Origin of the sequence: Chitinophaga sp. MM2321 (assembly GCF_964033635.1) — a bacterium.
GTDB lineage: Bacteria > Bacteroidota > Bacteroidia > Chitinophagales > Chitinophagaceae > Chitinophaga.
In genome coordinates this window covers 1,834,426-1,855,861 of sequence record NZ_OZ035533.1, presented here as the reverse complement: position 1 = coordinate 1,855,861, position 21,436 = coordinate 1,834,426, and the positions used below count along the sequence as shown (strand labels likewise).

15 protein-coding genes and 1 riboswitch are annotated in these 21,436 nt (G+C 43.8%); of the genes, 1 reads left to right on the top strand and 14 read right to left on the bottom strand.

The window, feature by feature from the left end:
• Positions 1-5: 5 nt before the first annotated feature.
• Positions 6-977, bottom strand: coding sequence for a sugar phosphate isomerase/epimerase family protein (locus tag ABQ275_RS07205; protein ID WP_349317604.1), 972 nt, complete (start codon positions 975-977; stop codon positions 6-8).
• A gap of 46 nt (positions 978-1,023) precedes the next feature.
• On the bottom strand, positions 1,024-2,349 hold the full coding sequence (locus ABQ275_RS07200; protein ID WP_349317603.1) for a class II aldolase/adducin family protein: 1,326 nt from the start codon (positions 2,347-2,349) through the stop codon (positions 1,024-1,026).
• Positions 2,350-2,520: 171 nt separating this feature from the next.
• Here ABQ275_RS07200 and ABQ275_RS07195 point away from each other — a divergent pair, with 171 nt between their 5' ends.
• On the top strand, positions 2,521-3,552 hold the full coding sequence (locus ABQ275_RS07195; RefSeq protein WP_349317602.1) for a GntR family transcriptional regulator: 1,032 nt from the start codon (positions 2,521-2,523) through the stop codon (positions 3,550-3,552).
• Positions 3,553-3,684: 132 nt separating this feature from the next.
• Here ABQ275_RS07195 and ABQ275_RS07190 read toward each other — a convergent pair whose 3' ends face one another.
• The 12 genes from ABQ275_RS07190 to ABQ275_RS07135 form a co-directional block, all read right to left on the bottom strand.
• Positions 3,685-5,001: a hypothetical protein gene (locus ABQ275_RS07190; protein WP_349317601.1), complete on the bottom strand. Its 1,317-nt coding sequence runs from the start codon at positions 4,999-5,001 to the stop codon at positions 3,685-3,687.
• A gap of 40 nt (positions 5,002-5,041) precedes the next feature.
• A complete protein-coding gene (locus tag ABQ275_RS07185) occupies positions 5,042-6,334 on the bottom strand; it encodes a serine aminopeptidase domain-containing protein (protein WP_349317600.1) in 1,293 nt (430 codons plus the stop codon).
• 83 nt (positions 6,335-6,417) lie between these two features.
• Positions 6,418-7,644 (bottom strand): SGNH/GDSL hydrolase family protein, encoded by a 1,227-nt coding sequence (locus ABQ275_RS07180; RefSeq protein ID WP_349317599.1) that lies wholly within the window; start codon positions 7,642-7,644, stop codon positions 6,418-6,420.
• A 215-nt stretch (positions 7,645-7,859) separates the two neighbouring features.
• Positions 7,860-9,572, bottom strand: a complete 1,713-nt coding sequence (locus ABQ275_RS07175) for a RagB/SusD family nutrient uptake outer membrane protein (RefSeq protein ID WP_349317598.1) — start codon at positions 9,570-9,572, stop codon at positions 7,860-7,862.
• Positions 9,573-9,666: 94 nt separating this feature from the next.
• A complete protein-coding gene (locus ABQ275_RS07170) occupies positions 9,667-12,693 on the bottom strand; it encodes a TonB-dependent receptor (protein WP_349317597.1) in 3,027 nt (1,008 codons plus the stop codon).
• A gap of 670 nt (positions 12,694-13,363) precedes the next feature.
• Positions 13,364-14,542 carry a PKD-like domain-containing protein gene (locus ABQ275_RS07165; protein WP_349317596.1) on the bottom strand — a complete coding sequence of 393 codons (1,179 nt, stop codon included), beginning with the start codon at positions 14,540-14,542 and terminating at the stop codon, positions 13,364-13,366.
• Between the two features lie 29 nt (positions 14,543-14,571).
• Positions 14,572-15,723, bottom strand: coding sequence for a DUF5074 domain-containing protein (locus ABQ275_RS07160; protein WP_349317595.1), 1,152 nt, complete (start codon positions 15,721-15,723; stop codon positions 14,572-14,574).
• Between the two features lie 10 nt (positions 15,724-15,733).
• Positions 15,734-17,686, bottom strand: coding sequence for a TonB-dependent receptor domain-containing protein (locus tag ABQ275_RS07155; protein WP_349317594.1), 1,953 nt, complete (start codon positions 17,684-17,686; stop codon positions 15,734-15,736).
• Between the two features lie 185 nt (positions 17,687-17,871).
• Positions 17,872-18,077, bottom strand: a riboswitch (cobalamin riboswitch).
• A gap of 51 nt (positions 18,078-18,128) precedes the next feature.
• On the bottom strand, positions 18,129-19,463 hold the full coding sequence (locus ABQ275_RS07150; protein ID WP_349317593.1) for an MBL fold metallo-hydrolase: 1,335 nt from the start codon (positions 19,461-19,463) through the stop codon (positions 18,129-18,131).
• A 39-nt stretch (positions 19,464-19,502) separates the two neighbouring features.
• Positions 19,503-19,973, bottom strand: coding sequence for a DUF6691 family protein (locus ABQ275_RS07145; RefSeq protein ID WP_349317592.1), 471 nt, complete (start codon positions 19,971-19,973; stop codon positions 19,503-19,505).
• Positions 19,974-19,985: 12 nt separating this feature from the next.
• Complete coding sequence (locus tag ABQ275_RS07140; protein ID WP_349317591.1) at positions 19,986-20,555, bottom strand: YeeE/YedE thiosulfate transporter family protein; 570 nt, start codon at positions 20,553-20,555, stop codon at positions 19,986-19,988.
• A 73-nt stretch (positions 20,556-20,628) separates the two neighbouring features.
• On the bottom strand, positions 20,629-21,432 hold the full coding sequence (locus ABQ275_RS07135) for a sulfite exporter TauE/SafE family protein (protein ID WP_349317590.1): 804 nt from the start codon (positions 21,430-21,432) through the stop codon (positions 20,629-20,631).
• Between the last annotated feature and the right edge of the window lie 4 nt (positions 21,433-21,436).

Genomic DNA, 21,436 nt, shown 5'->3' with positions numbered 1-21,436 from the left:
TGGTGCTATGCGATCAGTTTACGTAAAAACCTGGATGTTTTCACCGCATCATTTTCTTTGATGAGTGCATCAATTTCATCATAGTAAGTATCCACTATCTGTTCGTATTTCTTTATCCATAGGATACTTTCGGAAATAGCGTCTACTGCGTCTTCGCGGTAAGGGTACTGGTCCATTGAAAGCCAGCCGGTGTATCCTGTTTTTTTCAACCAGAACAACAGTTCCACGTAAGTGGTGAAATGAACGCTACTCACAATCATATCATCATCCCAGGTTCCGTGGTTATCATTAAAGTGCATATGATATAATAAATTACCGGCTCTTTTTGCCAGCACCACAGCTTCGGACACGTTCTCACCGGCATAAAAGCTATGTCCGGTATCGATGGTTACACCAACATTATTGCAGCCGGTTTCCTTTGCAGCCAGGATGGTATCCGCCATTCTTGCATGGTAGGAAAAGTTGCGGGGTTCCTTGGGTTTATATTCCAGTGCAAAGCGCAGCGTTGGAAATTCCGTTGCAATGGTCCTTGTAGCTTCAGTAAGCCAGGTCCGCTCCTGGTCGTAATCGGTAGCCAACAGGTAGTCGTACCCATCCTGTCCCAGCCATAAATTTACAATGCCGCAATCCATTTTGATTGCTACTTCACTCATTTGCCGTAGATAATCCAGTGCCGCCTGTCTCACTTTTGCGTCAATGCTGGTAATACTACCTCTTCCGAAAAGAGGATTAGCAAATGTATCCGGGATAATACTAACGCAGGCTACTCCGGCATCGTCCATTCTTTTCTTCATGTCCCCCACGTTGTCCGGTCTTATATCCCAGGACCCTACCAGTTCTATACCCTGGATATGTGGAATTTTTTCAAGGGCCAACTTCAGCATTTCTTCGGAGCTGGGATTTACTTTGTATCCCTGACAAAAACGGTCTCTGGTATTTCCCAGATTACCCAGAATGATTGCATATTTATTATTCATAACTGCTATTTTTCATTTCGTGGAATATTCAAATTTTATCCGGTTGCTACATTTTCCATTCATAGTTTTTCCATCGGCCCATCACTTTACCCAACTCGTCTATTTCCCCGTCACTAATAGGGATCATCTTCCCAAGGGATGCGGATAAGATCACTGATTTGGCGCTAAACTCAGCAACCTCCAGGTAGTCAAATGCCTGGAGCAGCTTGTTCCCGGTTACAATAACACATTCATTCTTCACAATCAATACGGGAGACTGTTCTGAAATACTTTCCGCTATTTTTTCTGTCCCAGAAAGTTTATGTTCCAGTTCTGTCATTTTTACATCCTGTAAATAAATCCAGGTTTCGGGAATCGTTCTTACATTAAAGTCGGCACCCGTAATAGCAAATGATGTCAGATAAATAGGTTGCGTGATGATGATGGCATTTACGTGTTTATGTTTGGCATATATTGCCTGGTGCAATAAGGCCGCGCTATCCGGCATTTTATTTTTTTCTCTTTTGCCATCTTTCACCTGTACCAGATCATCCAATGCAAGATCCCATTTTGAAACCGCATTGGGCGTAATCACAAAATCGTCATTCTCCGACCTGGCGGAAACAGAACCATAGGCCCCTAGCATAAGCCCCTGTTTACAGGCGCGCTTTACAATTTTGAGTATCTGCGCCCGCTTTTCCCTGTCTTTGGCAGGATAAAACGGTTGTTCTTCCTGCTCTGGCAAAACAACCAACTGTTGTGCCTTGTGAGCTGCCAAACCTGCATCTGAAACAGCGATGGGTGTTCCTATGCTGCTACCACTAAGGATCGACCTGGCCGAAACTTCGATTGACTCAAATTTCTGATAGGCGTTTGAAATATCAGTGCCTCCGATAACGGTTCCATGGTTTTCCATAATCACTACCGAAAAACCTTTCTCAAACTCATTGGCAATGCTTTTCCCAAGCGCCTCCGTGCCCGGCAAAGCATAAGCTGCATAGCCGATATCGCCGCACAATTGGTGGGTTTGAGGCAATACCCGGGTATCCGGTGTTTTCCGCACAATACTAAATGCTACCATTCCCGGAGGATGCGCATGTACGATGGCTTTAATATCTGGGCGCTTTTTATAAATAGCTAAATGAAATGGGTACTCTGATGAAGGCTTATGATCGCCTACAACAGTTCCATCTTTCCTCATACACACAATATCAGAAGGCTTTAACAATCCCTTGTCTATGCCTGCGGGCGTAATCCAGATATTTTCTTCTTCATCGATAATGGAAATATTCCCCCCAGAAGTTGTTGTTAGAACCCGGTCGTAAATACGTAACATTATTAAACAAATCTGATCACTGGCGTGCATCGTTTTTATATTCAGCAAAGTTTCCATACTTTAATCATTCTTGTAAAAATCTTAACAAGAACAAACATAAAAATTCAATTTCTCATTCCTATCCTGTCTTGACCCGAAAGAAACCATTTAAATTAAAGTAGCTTTTCCCCTTTTTATATTGAGGTATAAATACTAATTTGCTACTTGCAAAAATGCAATATTTTGCCAATGAAAAAGGAAAAAATCATTGATCTTATCCAGGTAGATCCGTACTCCAGCACTTCCAAATACCTGCAAATTGTAAATGCCGTTTTAAAAGAAATTGAAAAAGGTACTATTAAAGCAGGAGATAATATGCCTTCTATTAACGAGCTGAGTATAGAACTGGATATTGCCCGGGATACGGTGGAAAGAGGGTATAAGCAATTACGGAGGCTAGGGGTGATTAATGCAGTACCCAGAAGAGGTTATTTTATTGAAAATACGGAATTCCGGCGGCCATTGAGGGTATTCCTTCTTTTTAATAAATTAAGCGCACCCAAAAAACTAATTTATGATGCGTTGGTAAATGAGTTGGGAGATGAAGCAGCTATTGATTTCTATATTTACAACAACGATTTCCATTTATTCAAACGCTTACTTTCGGGCAATAAAGACCACTACACCCATTATGTGATCATTCCCCACTTTATTGATGGCGGGGAGCGCGCCAATGAAGTGATTGATACGATCCCTAAAGATAAACTGATACTATTGGATAAGTCACTTCCGGGTGTAAAGGGAGAGTACGGGTCAATTTATATCGATTATCAAAATGATATTTACCAGGCGCTTCATGCTGCACTCGAAAGCCTGGTAAAATACCATACCATTAAACTGATCTTTCCTGAAAATAGCTATTATCCTGAAGAAATAAGAAAAGGCTTCACGCATTTTTGCCAGGATAATGCGTTTTCTTACAAGATCATCAGCGATATACAGAACGAACCCATTAAACTGGGAGACGTATATATTAACATGATTGAGGAGGATCTCGTTACGCTCATCGAAAAAATTCAACCGACCTCACTAAAGATCGGCACCCAGGTGGGCATTATTTCCTATAATGAAACACCATTTAAGCGGGTCATATTGAATGGTATCAGCACCATATCTTCTGATTTTTATGAAATGGGCGCTATGACGGCCCGGTCCATCCTTTCGGGATCTACAGAAAAATTAAAAGTGCCCTTTAAGTTGACGCTACGTAATTCATTATAGTCATTAAAAAAACAAATCCCTTCCTTTAATAAATTAAAGGAAGGGATTGTCAAAAAACATTGAACCCTGCTACGCCCAATGACTTGAATGAATTATTCAACTGATGAACTACCATAAAGATAGCCTGTCCTGTTATTTCGAATCCTCATACGCTTTAAGTTCTTTGTACATATACCTGAAATTATCCCATTTCCAATCGTATTCCTTCGATTGTCTTTTTCCCCGCTGCGTTGCATAGAATATACAAACCCTTTTATTTTCATGGTCTAAAAACACCTGTGGTATCTGGTTAGCCGGATAACCTGGGTCTGGTTTGAAGTAGCCCGTTATTTTCCAATTAATTCCATCATAGGATTGCGCTTCAACTATTTGTCGTCCGGACCAGCCATTATCACTGTCAGTAATTGCTTTGTCTTTAACGTGATGCCATTCCACAAAAGGATCGCCATAGGCATAGTAAATACTGCCTATTTTAACAACATCAACATCTACGAATTGGGTTAACACAGGTGTTGTATCTCCGCTTATTCGCTTCCAGGACCGGCTATTCAGGAAGTCTCCTGCATTTTCGGCATATCCAATAGAAATTTTATTTTTAGATCCCGCTTCATGGTCGAACCACATTCTCCATTTCCCATCTTCCAGCAAGAGAGCAGGACGCTGATAACCTCCATAATAAAACGCTTTCTGATTCATTTCATTAAACCCGTATTCCTTGCCCCATATCATTAGTGGCTCCTTACTGCGTGTCCAATGAATACCATCTTTTGATGTGGCTCCCATAATGCATGCGGCGTTATCACTCCAGGGATAGGGTTCTGAGGGATTCTTCTTATCTGTCCCCATTGCCGAATACGCCATATAAAAAGTACCATTCATGTATATAACGGAGGGGTCGCCCACATGCAGGTCATCAAACCAGGTATCACCCTGAGAAGTAAGGACGGGAACCCAGTCGGCCGTTTGCTGATTTTCATCCCAGTAAACTTCACCGGTACCGTTACGTTTCCTGCTGTACACCTGCCATTCATCCAGCGTTTTAGCCCTCGCGAAAAAAATAGCATCTCCCCCATTCACACCATTATGCCCGGGATAATAAGAACCATCTGCCAACGTATCAGGCTTGTTTAAAAAAGTATGGGCCCACCCCATAAACCACATTTTATACGGATACTCGTCTCCTTTCACATAAACAACCTCAGGTTGGTATAGACTATAAAAACCAGAAAGCACATTTTTATAATTTCTTATCCACCCGTGGTTTTCATCTAATAATACAGGCGTTTTCAGGTCCGGAATTTTATAAGAACGGTTGTCTATCGCTATATGCCCCTCCCTGTCAACAACACCTTTATCGTTAAGATCCCTTAGAGTGGCGCAGGAAGTGATAAAAAATATCGCGGCAATGGGTAACAGAGCTAAAACATTTGCTTTTAGTCCTGCCATCATTTGTTTGAGTTTAGTGTTGAATAATTGGCTATTTCCAGTTTTAAGGAACTATCGTCTTGTTTGATTCAAGTCCAAAATGGTTCACCGTAGTAATCGCTATTTTTCCGGGATCATTCCAGGGTAATGTGACATCTGTTTGCAAGCCGGGAAGCTGCAGCGGATAAGCATCATCTCCATTTGTATCAAAGTTTTGGTAAGTACCCGAAGATGGGAACCGGCCAATAAGTTGATTGTCTTTGTAGATGTTAAAATGGCTGATCCCTGATTCAATATCTGCATCTGCTTTCCATGATAATTCAACGGCCATATTATGTCTTCGCTTTTGTTGCACGCCATAAGGTGCGGGAGGTGCAGTACGATCTACAACGGTTCCGGTAATTACATACTCCCGCCATTTTACTGCGGTTAAAGAGTCCGGCAACCAGGCAGCAGCTGTTTTCCTACCTGGATATACATTTGCTTTATAGATATTTCCACTCAGGGTATCTCCCAGCCATGCCCCGGATACATCCATATTTCTCATGGCCTTGTATCCGCTTCCGGCTTTTTGAGGAAGCCGTTGTTTCATTACTGATTCAAAAAAAGGAATGGTCATATAGCGCACAAAACTGAAATTATGGCTTTGAAAATGAGTATAGGCAATGCTGGCATAACCACCCGCAGCACGCAGCTTACCGAATTCGCGGATCGACGTCTGCCAGCAACAGGCATCTCCGTCCGGTCCGGCATGGCGCATCATAACAGGTACTTTCAGCGCCGCGGCAGGATAAACGCCAGGCTCGAAAGCGGGCGAATAAGCAAAAATGCCCATTATTCGTTCAGGATACTGCCGAAGCATCGAAAGAACCCAGTAGCCGCCGCCCGAATGCCCCCATAACAACAAGGGTGCGTTTGCCAATTCAGCATGGCTGGATACTTTTCCAATCTGCTCCAGCGTTTGTAGCAATGCCGGCCCCGATCCTGATTCGGGGTTTCTCCAATCGTGACAATTATTTTTTGCTGAATACAGGTCCGGACCAACGATTGCCAGCTTCCATTTTTTTGCAAAAGCCTGGTATTGCAAATCATAGGCAGTAGCCATCCCGCGGCCCTCCATGGTGCATCCGTGCTGATGCACCAGGACGCCTTCCAGCGTGGTGATACCTTCAGGTATGAATACCGCATATCGGGCGGAATCAAAAGTATACCCGTTACTCTTTTGTGTAATAATATATACTTTCCCGTTAGGAACCTCTTTTACATCGTAAAGAAGCGTGTGGCTCCTGTTAGCAAAAGCAAAATGTGATATCAGTAAAAATAAAGCAATCAAGCTCCCTTTAGTTATTCTAATCATAATACCATGACTTGAGCGTTAGAGATGGAAAGAACCTGTTTAAAGTAAAGATGCTTTTGCAGGATTCCAAACCCATCGAAAAATTATTGATAAATTTCTGGTATGTCAACGAGCGTTTGCTCAAACATTTTGGTGCCGCCTTTTTCATTGGGATGATGATAGATTTGCCAACCATAGCTTTTTGCGTAGTCTTCCCAGTACATGGTTGTTTTATCGACCTCCTGGCCGTCTCCCTTCACCGATGTAGCAAGATCAAATTTGCAACCGTTTATACCAAACTTTGCGCGCACATTCTCAATGATCCGATTGTTCTCTTTTTGTGTGCCACTTTCATTGCTGGGGATATTGTTCAGAATGGGTATCGCTCCCTGTGACTTAATATAACTGACCAGCTCACTCAAATTGGCCTCAGTATTCCCTCCGTTGGTGCCGATCGTTACCATTACATATTTAGTCTTTATAAAGGGTAATTCATTTTTTATATAATTCAGCACCATATCAATTCTTCCACCGCCTCTACCACTTGAGATAGCATTCCCTCCTAACCTATTTATAATCTGTTGTGTCCAGGCCAGCGGAAAATCTTTCGTTGGAAAATACCCTTCGGGTTGCGTAATAGAGTCGCCATATATCAACACTTTTACCTTTTTCTTAAGGGCAAAAACTTTTATTTGCTTTACAAGCATGGACGTACCTCCGGCAATGCCGAAGCAATAATAATCCCATTGCATGCCTACTGAAAACCCAGGCTGCAACACACCTTTTCCTGCGCCCCCACTGCCATCATTAATAGCTGATATCTCTGCCGCTTCTCCGGATGCCAGATCCACGATACGCAGTTTTGCCTGTTGATAAATATGGTACACTTCAACCAGGTAATCACGATTTTCTTTCAAAAAAGGTACTGACTGTTCTGTAACAGGATTGGTGCCGATAGCAATCTTTTTGTTTGCCACATCAACAAATGCGTTAAAATCTCCCTCACTACTCCTGAATGAAGCTTTGGCATCTGCCGAAAAACTTACGCGGTACTGCACCATGCGTTCGGCCAGCGCATAAAAACGATTTAAACGTACGATGCTGTCTTTCCTCGTAATTTTTAACCCTTCCCTGGTATATTGCCCGGCTTCATGTAACTGCAATTCGGGAATAACGCTGCGGCTGTTCAGTCTTTTTTCATACAGCACCGCCCTGTTCCTGGAAACAGCTGGTTTTTCTTTTACATTTTTATCGGTGTACAGTCCTGCTGCCATGGTCCGACTGGCAGACATTAACAACAAAGTGCTTACAAAAAGTATATACTTCTTCATTAAATAAATCAACTACGATTATTGACATCCGGCATAACTGCCGGTTTTATTCCTCTAATGATTCAAACCTGCTTAATTTAAAGTAACCCGGCTTACGGCATTGCTCCAATGATAACCGTCAGCCAATACCCGTCAAAATGTAGCTGTACGTTTGTTAGTGTAGCTGCATCATTGTCGGGCATTAGCTGACGTATCATATTTAGCCGGTTAATTAATTATCTCCATGCCTCGGGCTGTAACATGCCGGTCATCTTTTTTGCATCTTCCAAGGGGATCGGCATTACCAGGTATTTATTGGTAAAAGACTGGTAGTCCCGGATCTTTTTACGCTGGTAGCTGAACTTGCCGTCGTTTCCCTGCGTAATGCGCATGCCGGTAATAAAACGATTGGTCTTATCTAAAACCTTCCAACGACGCTGGTCCACAAAACGATATTGTCCTTCCAGGCAATATTCCACTCTCCGCTCGTTACGGATACGCTCACGAATAAATTCCTGCGAGTTTACAAACCCGGGAACATCCTGTATGCGTGGTTGTAACGCACGTTCACGAATAGCATTGAGTGCTGTCGTCGCTCCACCCAGATCACCTAACTCGCATAAGGCTTCCGCCTTTTGCAGGTAAAACTCAGCAAGACGGAAAAACACCCAATAGGTGGGTTCATGTCCCATGCTTCCGGCTGGACCCCAGAATTTTACCTGTTTATCTTTTCCGCTATAATAGCCGGTACAGGAACGCTGTGTTTCCTGGGAAATTACATCATTAAAGCCATTGCGGCCGCCAACAAACGTTTCGATAATGTAGGGTTGTGTACAGTTATAGGGAATACCGTAGTTTGTCATATTGTGAACGATATTTACCTCAAAACGGGCGTCACGATTGGCATAAGGATCGCCACCGGTAGCTTCGCTGTAGCCCAATGCTGCTGCTCCGGGCGTAACGGTAACGCTTGTGCGGTTGGCATCATTATAGGTTACCGGAAAAGCGCCATTCTTCATTTCAAAACAATCCACCAATTCCTGCGTAGGAGACTCCCCGCAATTCCACATGTGATTGATATTAGCATACGGATAACTACCACCATCTACCCCATTCGTATTGTTAATAGCGGAATTATCGGCCCAGGATCTCCAGATGATTTCAGAAACAGGTGTTCCAAAAGCGCCAACAAATAACTTTTTATAATCGGTCATCGGCACCAGCTTGTAGTAGGGCAATTTGATAATATCCTCTGCTGCATCCGCCGCACGTTGCCATTTATTCTTGTCATTTTCCGGGTTGTTTAACGGACTTGCATTGTATAATAATATACGGGCCCTGATAGCGTAGGCAACACCGTTGTCAACATGACGGGCTTCCTGCGAAGGCTGACGATCCGGTAAGATCCGTGAATTAATAACATCCATCAGCTCCTGTTCCATTTTTGTTACCAGGTCATTGTAGGAAGGACGTACCAGCTCATTCCATCCGGTATAAGTAGGTTCAAAAGGTTCTTCAATCCAGGGCATTGGTCCATAAAATTCCAGGAGCTGCATATAATACCAGCAACGCATTATCCGTGCTTCAGCGATCCAGATGGCACGTTCATTTTCTGTAATCGCAGTTGATTGTGGTAAATACTTAATCGCATTGTTAGCAAGCCTGATTCCCCGCCAGTAGTCGGGCCATAATTGCTCACTTGGACTACTCCAGGCCCAGTTAATAACCGGGTTGGATAAAGACAAACTTCCATTATGCCATTCATAGGCATTATAGGTGGCTGCCCAAAATGCATTATCCGTCAGGCATTCGATGGGGTTCATCACAAAAGACACCTGATCGCGTGCGAGATATGTTTCGTTATATACGGCATCGAGCAATCCTTTGCTCCGTCCGGCATTGCTCAGAACCTTATCAATAGTGGTTTGTCCGTCAGGTGTTTTTTCCAATATCTTTTGGCACCCATATATGGAGACAAGTCCGCAAACTACTATCAAGTTTAAAATTAGCTGCTTCATGATCGTTCGCATTTCTATAATCAGTTTAAAAAGAAACATTTACCCCAGCGTTATAGGCTTTAAATACCGGGTACATTAATTCATTGTTTTGTTCCGGGTCCTGGTATTTAACAGGATAGCGGTCAAAAGTGAGCAGGTTAAGCCCATTGGCATAAACTCTTATAGACGTAGCACCTATTCTATCAGAAATCTTATGAGGAAGTGTATAGCCTATTTCCAGGTTCTTCAACCGTATGTAGCTACCGTCTACATACCAAAAGTCTGAAGTCAATTTGCTTGCATTACTTCCGGGATCGAGGCGCGGGTATGTAATTGGAAGCCCTGCATCATATCTCTCCTGGCTCCAGGCTTCTTTGTGCCACTCATTAAAATTATAGGTCTCGAAGATCCGTTGTCCTGTAAGTAAATAGCTTCTTTTAGCCACCCCTTGCCACAGCATACTAAAGTCAAAGCCTTTATACTGGAGGCTCATCGCTGCGCCAAAAGTCCACTGCGGCATCTCCGGATTCCCAAGCGGTACCTGGTCCTGCTCAGTAATAACGTTGTCTCCATTCGTATCCATATATTTCAAATCGCCCAATTTGGGCTTCGCTCCTACGCCGGTCTGGTCGTACCATTCATCTATTTCCTTCTGTGTATTGAAGAACCCGGCTGTTTTATATCCAAAAGGCTGTCCCAGGCGATATCCAGTGCTGCGGAGGCGATAAGTGTATTCCTCCGGAAGCAATACTTCGCTCATGTAAAGCACTTTGTTCTGGTTATATGCTCCGTTCAACCTGACGTCGATCCTGAAATCGGACCCTATGGTCTTCTGATATCCTCCCGACAATTCAAACCCTTTATTCTCTATTTGTCCGGCATTTACTTTCGGAATAATACCAGAATTATAAACCCCTCCTGTACCAAACATACCTGTTGGCACCAACCCGGTTGCAGCAATCAGGATATTGTTTCTCTTTTCATAAAAAACATCTACATCCAGCGTAAAATTCTTGAATAAACGTGTTTCCAAACCAACATTGGACTTATTGGCTTTTTCCCACGTGAGTTCTTTGTTTCCGATCTGAGATTCATAACTGCCATTCCACAAGGTTAAAAAAGCAAACCTTGCGCCGTTCATATTATCATTACCCACCTGGCCATAGGAAGCCCGCAGTTTAGCGAACGTAAGCCAGGGAGCTGCCTCCTGTAAAAAACTTTCATTGGAGGCTACCCAACCCACAGAAAAAGAGGGAAAGAAACCCATTTTATGGCCGGGTGCAAATTGCTCTGACCCGTTATATCCAAAATTGACCTCTGCCAGATACTTATCGTTATAACCATAGGTAACACGTCCAACATAGCCGACATAATTGAAAGGCAATTGGATATTAATCACCCGTTGATAGCGGTTAAACAACAGCATACCCGTTACATCATGAAGACCAAATGAACGTTTGTAGTTAACCGACGCATCAATATTCAGCAGATTCCATTGAGATTGATATTGCGCATCTGAAAGCGTACTATTGGTCATGGTGCCAGTAGGCTGATAAATTACAGAGTCCGGATTATTGGGAGCTGCTTTTGCTTCAAACAATTGATAGGACCGCTGCCTTACCTGCTGGTTGATGGCTGTAGCATCGTAAGAAGCCACCACTTTTGCAGACAATCCTTTTGTGATAAAATCAAGCGCCTGCTCTGCTCCTAAAGTAGTGGTTACCTGGTTGGTAAGGGTGTTACGAAACCCGGAACGGTTCAGCATTCCGTAGGGCACGTTGTTAATATTACCACCTTTTAGCGGTGTTGATAACACTTCACCATCAGGCGTTACATCATTGTGATAATTATTCGGTGTGGAAATCAGGGAACTAAGTACGACTGAATATCCATTCACATCGGAAAGATAGTCTCCGTTATTTGGTACTACAACCGGATCATTTTTTTTCTGCATGTAACCGCTTACATTCAGAAACATTTTTAATGATTTGTTGACGTCAATATCAAAATTCGACCGGAAGTTTACACGGTTCGCTTTTGAAGTAGGATCATAGTCGTAGTCTGAAAATTTCTCGGTTTTGAAAATACCTTCCTGGAAAAGATATCCAACCGTAGTAAAGTAACGCATACGGTCACTACCGCCACTTACGTTGACATTCACTCTGCGCATTGGAAACCCGTCTTTCATAAATTCGCTTACAAAATCGCGCACGGGATATAACTCTTTAAAATCTCCTTTCTGGTAGTGTCCCAGTGCAACATCATCATAAATAACCGGGCGTCCGTTCTGCGTTTCCACCTGGTTTCTTAACACGGCATAATCATATGCACTGGTCATCTTTGGCATTCTTGTGGGCGACTGCCAGGACTGTTCCATTGTAATATCAATGATTGGCTTGCCGGAATGTCCCCTCCGCGTGGTTACCATGATAACGCCGTTTGCACCGCGCACACCATACACCGCAGTAGCGGATGCATCTTTCAATATCGATATTGATTCAACTTCCCTTGGATCAAGGGCGGTAAAATCCCGTTCCACACCGTCTACCAGCATTAATGGTTGCTGCCCATTTACGGTGCTACGGCCTCTGATATAAAATTCCAATTGCTCTCCTCCCGGGACACCGGAACGCTGCAAAACACTCAACCCTGGCAGGCGTCCGGCTAAGGCGATCCCAATATTGGCAGCAGGCGTTTGTTTCAGCCCTGTAGCTTTCATAGTGGAAATAGCCGCAACTACGCTCTCCTTTTTTTGTTGTCCGTATCCAACAACAACTACGTCAGCCAGTTCTCCTAAAGCCGTTTTCAGTTTTATGACGGGATGCAAATTGGCACCCACCAGATGTAATGACGTTGTATACCCTATGTATGACACCGCCAGTGTCTTTCCCAAGGCTACATTAATTGTAAATTCACCTTTGTCATTTGATATAGAGGTGTTTGCGGCGCCACTGACTGCAATCGAGGCTCCAGGTATAGGTTCGTTGGTTGCAGCGTCAATTACCTTTCCGGTAAGAAGCCTGGGCTCCTGCGCAAAAAGAGCAGTGGTAATGAAAAGCAGCGCATGTATCATTAGTAATGATAAGACGGGGCGGTTGCGACCCTTGCAATCGTTAATCATATTGTGGAATAATTATTTTCGTGATTTCGTTGTGAATTTAAAAAGTTATTTTTCTTTGACTGACCTGCCTTGTACTGATACAGTAAAAAAATTTATTATCCCAGGTAAGTTTTGTATCACCTGCACCATATATGTCCGAAACCAGGTGTTTGCTTATAAAAAAATAATGGAGAAGATGCAATATATGTTCATCCTAAAATAAATCGTGGAGTACTTTAAAGCGTCTAAGCAGGAGATAAATGAGCATCTAATAAAAGTTGTGCGTGTAGAAATCATCAGTACAGGAACGTGTATTACCAGGTCAAAAAATTCAGTGGCAACATACAACAATTATCCGCAGCCATAGGCAATAAAATTATGGGTTGGATAAATTACTACCGTAGATTCCACTAGTGGAGCGTGGCAAGGGGCGCCGGTTTAACAAAAGGAGATTGAATAAACAATGTGTAATAAAGGGGTTGGCAATAAGGGAGGTTGGATACTGTTTACAAAATCCAACCTCCACTGTTTGCATTCAGGTTTTCTTTCGGATGAGGCAAATCCAAACCAGGTGATCGGTTCGTCTTTTAATTTTCCGCTTTCCGTTTTTAAACAAGATAGCAGGTTATATACTTTAGCTTTTTTACTTAAGATTCAGGTCTGTTACCCCTGTTATTTCTGTTGAAATTTCACCCAGCCATCCACCTTTTGCGCGCATACCGGTATGTACTTTAATAAAATCAACACCTTTCAGGTTGGCCTGTTTGCCGGTTTCGTCTACCGCCCAGCTGATTTTTATTTTTGCTTTGTCATCATTGTTACTCCAGTTGTCGGCATAACCAAAATCAAATGCAGGACTGGCGTAGTTGCTGCCATTCCCAGACAGGTCTACTACGTTTTCTTCCGTCAGTTTGGTACCGGTGAAAGTGATGCTATCGCCTTTCCACTGCGGATAGTAACTTTGACTATGGAATACATTTTTAGAAATGAAACCGGTTTTTCCCTGGTTGTCTTTCCAACGGATGTAAGTTGTATCTGATATATAAGCGTAGTTGTCATTGGGCGTAGGCACTTTGTTTTCATCCGGCTTATAATAGGTAATCTGGTAGTTTTTAACGGTCTTGGGGTTATCATATTCAGAACCGGCAATTTCATACCATTCATCATCCGGAATACCATTGCCATTGGCATCATATGATACCATGATGATACCCGGTTCTGACCAGTTATTAAAAGCATTGCCTTTTACCAGGAAGCTGTTTTCACCAGGTGTATTGATGATAGTATGATCAAAACCCATCACAATGTATCCACCAAATCCGCCGAGATGTATCATGGAATTATTCTTTAGCGCGGCTTCTGCTTTGGCCGCCATGGTACTGTCATTATCTCCTTCCTTCCATGCGGGCATGGTGTTGACAAACTGTCCGGGTGCAGACAGGAAATCAAATACACGGGCTACGCCATTGGTATAGGTTTTTGCAGCGATGTTTACCACTATTTCCTGGTGTCCTTCTCCCGCACTGTTTGTTGCGGTGAATTTAACGGTGTACTGTCCTTCCGTTGCGAATACATGCAGGAGGTCTTTCGTGGTACCCAGTGTATCGGCGCCTATTGTCCAAAGGAAGGTCGCCTTTTCATCATTTATAACGTCGGGGGCAATCCTCACCCATTTCATCTGATCGACCGTAAAGCCGCCAGGAGGTGTAACAATGGTTACTTCCGGCGCTTTCTCAACAGGCCCGCTGATGTCATTATTTTTGGAACAGCCGGCCAATAAAGCTGCTACTATGCAAACGGCGGGTAAAATTCTCTTTTTCATGTTATTACTTTTATGTGGATGATGTATTATTATTCTGCTGCGGTTACAAATGCTATATGTGCAGGAATATCTCCTGTAGTCACCGACCATTTCTTTTTCCCGTTCTTATCAAAACAGTAAAGGGTTCCAGGTGAAACAAAGTCTTTGGCATCTGTTACAAAAATTTCCTTCGTAACCGGGTTTACTGCTATACCGTAAGGCATCTTAATTATTTTTTCTGTGCCATCGGTGATATAGCTGCCTTGCAGTACTGTTTCATTTTTCACATCGATCCTGTCATAGGTGATGGCCCAATCATTGGTATCATAACTGAAAGATGATCCGTAGAGATAAGCAGTATCGCCGGAGATACACAGATCGCTCGTGGCTATGTCAAATCTTTTCTTTACCTGGTCTGTTTTTGTATCTATCACAAAAAGTGCGGAAGGTTCATCATAATAATCTCCGCGGGAGCTAACATATATATCACCATAGCTGTCGGCCTTTAACCGGTGCAGGTTTGGCGCTACATCAATTTTCTTTATTTCAGTAAAGGTCGCCAGATCTACCACAGAAACGGTGCGGTCATAATCAGGAAAACGGTAGCCACCGGAATTGGCTACATACAACTTCCCATCAACTACAGCCATTTCTTCCGGCTGGTACCCTACCGTCACTTTCCTGGTAATTTCCAGGGTGGCGGTATCTACTTCCGCTACAAAACCGATGGGCGCATCCTGATCAATTTCTACCGGCCCTGCATAAGAACTGATATATGCTTTACCGTTAGCAAATGTTATGTACCGGCAGTTGAGGATATCTATCTGTTTGATACGTTTGGCGGTGGTGGCATCCATCACTTCCACTTTATTGGATACATTGATTACGGCATACACTTTATTGCCATACACCTGGATATCGTTGCCTACATCGCCCAGTTCCTTCACAGCAGTGGGATTGGCGGTTGCATAGATATTCTTATGGTACTCCCCTTTCGTATAGTCGTAATAGTCAAGTGAGGCTTTATTACTGCCCATGTTGCCTTCATTCAGCAGATAAAATCCTTTGACTACGTTGTATACTGCGGGACTGTCAACAGGTGTTATCACCGGGGGAATGATCTTATCTTCCTTCCTGCAACTGCTCAAAAAGATACCTGCGGTTGTAACAAACAGGCCGATCATCCGGAGTTGTTTCATCATGATGTATAGTTTAAATATTGACGCTTAAAATGAATTTGTAATTTCTCCCCGGCATCGGATAGTTCAGCACTACATCATAGTACTGGTTAAACAGGTTATTGACCTGTGCTGTTAAATGGATACCGGTGGCTTTACAGCGCAGTTGCCTGCTTACGGATATATCGCTGGTATACCAGGGCTGTACGTAGTTTTCCGGGATGTTGGCTTTACCGTTGTATCGTTCGCCGGTGTAAAGGAGGCTGTAATTAACATCCCATTTTTTGTAGCCGCCGCCCACAATCAATGAGCCGCTGTGCCAGGGAATATAAAGGATCTGATCACCATAAAAGCTATCTGTAGGATCTGTAAAGTCCTGTGCTTTCTGATATGTATAGGTAAGGCGGGTAGAGATACTAACTACTTTTTTCACCTGCCACAACGCCTTTGCTTTTACGTCCAGCCCTCTTATTTGTACCAGTCCGAGGTTTATCATCATCCAACGGAACTGGCTGGAGGCGGGCGACGCTACTATTTTCTGTGTTACTTCATTGTAGTAGGCATCCGTTTCAACGCCTGCTTCCTGCAGGGAGATACCGGTATATGTTTTACTCCACGTTACCCCGGCATTGTATTGGGTAGCGAATTCCGGTTTAAGATTGGAATTGCCGATATCCGTATAATACAGATCGTTGAAAGTAGGCATGCGGAAGATCCTTTTGTAAAAGGCACGCAAGCGCAGATCCTCTTTGGGAAAGGGCTGCCACGAAGTGAAGATGGCCGGTGTAAATTCTCGTTTGGGCTTCGATGCTACATTTTTTTTCACTTCTTCATTCATGAAAGTACCGAGCAAACTGGCCTGCGCATTAAAGCGGTTAAAATGCAGCGAAGCGGCAGCTGCCACCAGTGTTGTATACCTTTGCGGATAAGAGAAGTTCACGAGATCCGCATCCAGTTTATTCCACTGGAAATCGCCGGAGAGGCCCAGGTCCCACCAGGTTGTCAGCGCATACTGATTGGCCATGGAAAAATAGGCTTCCTTTTGCCGGTAATGATTGTTGATATATAATAAAGCGGTATCCGGTGCGAGGTAATGCGTATAGTCGTAAGCGTACTTACCATTTAGTAACAGGCTGTATCTGCGTGTTACATCTTTCCGGAAAGAGGATTGTACAAAAAAATTCTTGTCCCATTGACGGTCTACATGTCCGAATACCCCATTGACAACGAATCCGGGCAGTCCGCGTTCCGAGTTGTAATAGTATAGTTTGGTACTCCACTCTCCTCCTCTCATGGTTCCGTTGATACCACCTTCCATCCGTACAGCATTGATGTCGCTGTTTTTCCTGGTGGCCGTGGTATCATAGCCATTCTTTTTGCGGTACCGGAATTTGTACTGCCCGTTGGCATGGGTCCATTCCGTACTGAGCGTAGTGGAAATAGCAGGACTGATCTTTTGCTGCCATAGCAGGGAAGGATTGAAAAGTCCGAAGGAGCCTGTTTTCACGGTGCCTTTGAGGTGTACCTGTTCTCCATCTGCAAACTTTGGTTTGAGAGAAGTGAGATAAATAGCACCAGCAGATCCGAAATCTTTTGCCGGTTGGAAGATGTTACTTTTTTGTCCGTTGTACAGGGCTATTTCTTCCATATTATCCAGCGAAAACTTCCCCAGGTCAATCTGCCCGTTCTGTGCATTACCCAACTGTATGCCGTCATAAAAGACACCTGTCTGATTGGTGCCCATACTCCGCACATCCACGGTTTTCAGTCCGCCGATGCCCCCATAATCCTTTACCTGCACACCCGAAAAAAAACGGATGGCATCCGCTACGGAGTGGCTGCCCAGTCGATCCAGTTCTTTTGCCTGCATCTTCTGCCCCGGCGTAACTTCGCGGGTAGCGCGCTGCGCTATCACAGACACCTCTCTGAGGTTCTGCGCCTTCACACTGTCTGTTTCCTGTGCAGCAACTGGTTGTACCAGGCCCACAGTTATCAGTATAAGGCAAACGAATCCCCTTATCAGTGAACAGACTTGTTCATTGAAACACATAATTTTTCACCGATTTGATTATTCAATCAACGGCCTTCGTTACCAGGAAAACAATAAAAGGGAAATAGTTCATTTGCAGGCACGCCCGCCATGTGATTATTTCCAAGCTCCATTCCACGAAAGCTTAAAAACGACTGCATGGCAGGTGTTCTGACTTATCTCTGCTTCGGGCGACCTTCCCATCGGATTAGCGACAGTGGTCTGTTTGGATGGCCCAAGCATTTACGAGACTTACAGCAGCGGGACTGTCCGGGATTTACACCCGAGTTCCCTTTTAATTATCCTTGTCCAGGGTGGACAAGGATAAACCAATGCGGAGCAAAGGTAGGGTAATAATTCATTTATTCAAAAACAGGTAATGGGTTAACCGGTAACAATGCTAAAATTCCTTTATGGCTTCTCCCAGGTCATACACTTCCACCTGTCCGCCCAAAGCGTTGCCGACAATACTGCTACCCGCCGCACTTCTGTAGCCGCCGGCACAATGAATCACTACCGGTTTATTCACCGGTATTTCGTTTATACGTTCCCGTAATTCCGGTAAAGGAATGTTGATAGCAGCAGGAAAAACAGGTGACTCATTCATCTCTGATTCATTGCGTACATCCACAATCGTAAAATCTGACAACTGCTGTTTGAATATAGCCGGATCTATCAACGCCGTTTTTTCACTGCCCTCCTGCAACACAAAAGCCGATTCAATAAAAGGTTCATAGCCTATTTTAGCAGTACGTTTCATTAATTGCTGTAACTGTTCTGCTGTTTCGGCTACGAGATAAAATTTTTCCTCCGGAGATATAATACTTCCCAACCACGTCTCAAACTTATTACCATCCTGTATATTGATCGAATTGGGTAAATGTCCCTGCTTGAAAACAGGTGCAGGACGTGTATCAATGACAATTATATTTTTATCAGACCGGTTGCTTTCCCCTACAACAGGAATACGAGACAGCGCCGGTGTAAGATCAGGCGCGCCCATCCTGTTCAGCGATACATCGTAAGGAAAATATTTAGGTACGAAAGGTTGTTCTTCCAGGATCATTTTTGTAAAGGCGTCCTCCGTAAGTTTTTGTAGCGACCAGTTCGTTTTTTTCTCTGCACCGATGGTACTTTGATTGGCTTCACTGAGCGCCTTACCACACAGCGTCCCGGCGCCATGTGCGGGATATACGATTACATCATCATGCAGTATCATGAGTTTTTCGCGCAGCGAATAATACATCTGCTTTGCGAGCACTTCTCTTTTTGCGCTTACCTTACCCGTGTTTTCTCTCAGATCAGGTCTTCCACAATCTCCTATAAATAAAGTATCACCGGTAAATACTGCTTTGTCCTGCCCGTCCTGTTCCAGTACGACACAAATACTATCGGGCGAATGCCCGGGTGTATTAACGGCTTTAAGCGTGCATTCACCAAGGGTAACGGTTCGCTCATCATCGAAATGAATATGTGGGTAGGCAGCACCGGTTAGCCCTGAACAATAAATAGTAGCGCCGGTAGCATGATACAACTCAAGATGTCCGCTGATAAAATCTGCATGCGGATGCGTTTCTATCACAGCGGTAATCACAGCATCCTGTTCCTTCGCATAATCGAGATAAGGGCTGATATCCCTGGAGGGGTCTATCAGTACTATTTTTGCATCCTTTTCACTTAATATGGCATAAGAATAATGTGCCAGTGGTTTATCTTCAAATTGTTTAATTTTCATCTCTTCCTATTTATAAGTAATAAAAAATAGCAGCTGGTATTAGTGTGGCAATTTTTCCCTGAATCGTCCATATATCCAGGTGCCTGCAATCGCACTCAACAAGGTGACCACTATAACAGTGGCCCCTGTTCCAATCTGCGCAAACAGCGGACCAGGGCAAGCCCCGGTGATAGCCCAACCAAAGCCAAAAATCAAGCCACCATAAATCTGTCCTTTGTTGAATTGCTTCGGATGAAAAATAATTTTCTCTCCGCTCAATGTTTTTATATCAAACTTCCGGATGATCCACACAGATATGATACCGGTAATAACTGCACTCCCGATAATACCATACATATGAAAAGATTGCAGCCGGAACATTTCCTGGATACGGAACCAACTGATTACTTCCGATTTCACGAATACAATACCAAATAATACACCCACCACTGCATACTTCAGGTGATGCCACCAGGGCGCCGCGGTTTCTATCGTATCGTTACTAACTTCTTGCTGTTTCATTTCTTTCATCTTGTTAATTATTTATAATGCCAGGATATGCGGGAGAATAAAATTCGCCATCGTAAAACCGCCTATCATAAAACAACAGGTAGCCACCAGCGAAGGCCACTGCAAAGTAGATAATCCCATGATAGCATGACCACTGGTACAGCCCCCGGCATAACGAGTGCCAAATCCTACCAGGAGGCCACCACCTACCATCATGATCAGCCCTCTTATACTAAACAACTGCTGCCAGTTAAAAAGTTCAACCGGTACCAAAGACTGGTAATCATGGATACCGTAAGCAGCCAACTGATCTACCAGGGCAGGACTTACAGTCATGGCAGCGGGATTCAACAGCCATACACCCGCTATTACGCCACCCACCAGGATACCCGCTACAAAAAACAGGTTCCATATCTCTTTTCTCCAGTTGTACTGAAAAAAAGGCACTTTCGATGGAATACAGGCAGCACACATATGCCGGAGCGACGAGCTTATACCAAAAGATCTGTTTCCGATGATCAGCAATACCGGTACGGTGAGTCCTACTAAAGGTCCTGCAATATACCAGGGCCAGGGTTGTTTCAAAAAATCTGTAAATACCATGCGTTTCTCTTTATGTTGCAAAGTTCCCACATTCACCTTTCAATGACGGTGACACAAGTCACATAACGATGCACTATCCTATAAATAATTCATGAATAATGATGTAAACAGCCATCACGCCTACAAACCAGCCGAATGCGACTTTCAGTTTTTCACCGGATATTTTACGGGATAACAATCCACCCACCAGGATACCGGCAATAGCCATCGCGGCTATTTTTAACAGGAAGATCCAGTCTATCTGAAAATGACCGATATCACCCATAAAACCGATCAGTGAGTTAAGCGCGATAATAAGCAGGGAAGTACCAATCGCTTTTTTCATAGGCAATCCTACCAGTATAACCAGCGCCGGTATTAAAAGGAAGCCGCCGCCGGCGCCTAACAAACCGGTAACGATGCCGATCAGTAGTCCGTATAGTAATAATTTCCAGAAATTAATTTTCTTAGGTGCTGTAATTATCTCCTCCCCTGATACCTGCTCCCGGTCACTGATCATAGAAACAGCCGCCGCCAGCATTAATACCGCAAACAACATCATGATCAACAATGATTTTGTCAGATAAAATGTATTGGTCAGAAAGATCTTTTCCGGTATGGCCGGTAACAGGAATTTCCTGGTCAGGAAAACAGTTAAGATAGAAGACAACCCGAAAAGGAAAGCGGTCTGCATACTTACGTCCTGCTTGCGGTGGCTGTTCCATGCCCCGATAAGACTCGTGATACCAACAATAAAAAGAGAATAAGACGTGGCCGGCGCGGGTGCAATACCAAATAAATAAACCAGTACCGGTAAGGTAAGAATAGAGCCACCGCCGCCAATCAGGCCCAGTGAAATACCTGTTAAGGCAGCAGCGAGGTAACCTATAATTTCCATTGAA

Excerpts from the sequence above, each read along its gene's own strand:
- ABQ275_RS07195 (WP_349317602.1), top strand. The coding sequence starts at position 2,521 with ATGAAAAAGGAAAAAATCATTGATCTTATCCAGGTAGATCCGTACTCC.
- ABQ275_RS07185 (WP_349317600.1), bottom strand. The coding sequence starts at position 6,334 with ATGATTAGAATAACTAAAGGGAGCTTGATTGCTTTATTTTTACTGATA.
- ABQ275_RS07165 (WP_349317596.1), bottom strand. The coding sequence starts at position 14,542 with ATGAAAAAGAGAATTTTACCCGCCGTTTGCATAGTAGCAGCTTTATTG.
- ABQ275_RS07190 (WP_349317601.1), bottom strand. The coding sequence starts at position 5,001 with ATGATGGCAGGACTAAAAGCAAATGTTTTAGCTCTGTTACCCATTGCC.
- ABQ275_RS07150 (WP_349317593.1), bottom strand. The coding sequence starts at position 19,463 with ATGAAAATTAAACAATTTGAAGATAAACCACTGGCACATTATTCTTAT.
- ABQ275_RS07145 (WP_349317592.1), bottom strand. The coding sequence starts at position 19,973 with ATGAAAGAAATGAAACAGCAAGAAGTTAGTAACGATACGATAGAAACC.
- ABQ275_RS07205 (WP_349317604.1), bottom strand. The coding sequence starts at position 977 with ATGAATAATAAATATGCAATCATTCTGGGTAATCTGGGAAATACCAGA.
- ABQ275_RS07180 (WP_349317599.1), bottom strand. The coding sequence starts at position 7,644 with ATGAAGAAGTATATACTTTTTGTAAGCACTTTGTTGTTAATGTCTGCC.
- ABQ275_RS07160 (WP_349317595.1), bottom strand. The coding sequence starts at position 15,723 with ATGATGAAACAACTCCGGATGATCGGCCTGTTTGTTACAACCGCAGGT.
- ABQ275_RS07200 (WP_349317603.1), bottom strand. The coding sequence starts at position 2,349 with ATGGAAACTTTGCTGAATATAAAAACGATGCACGCCAGTGATCAGATT.
- ABQ275_RS07170 (WP_349317597.1), bottom strand. The coding sequence starts at position 12,693 with ATGATACATGCGCTGCTTTTCATTACCACTGCTCTTTTTGCGCAGGAG.
- ABQ275_RS07135 (WP_349317590.1), bottom strand. The coding sequence starts at position 21,432 with ATGGAAATTATAGGTTACCTCGCTGCTGCCTTAACAGGTATTTCACTG.
- ABQ275_RS07140 (WP_349317591.1), bottom strand. The coding sequence starts at position 20,555 with ATGGTATTTACAGATTTTTTGAAACAACCCTGGCCCTGGTATATTGCA.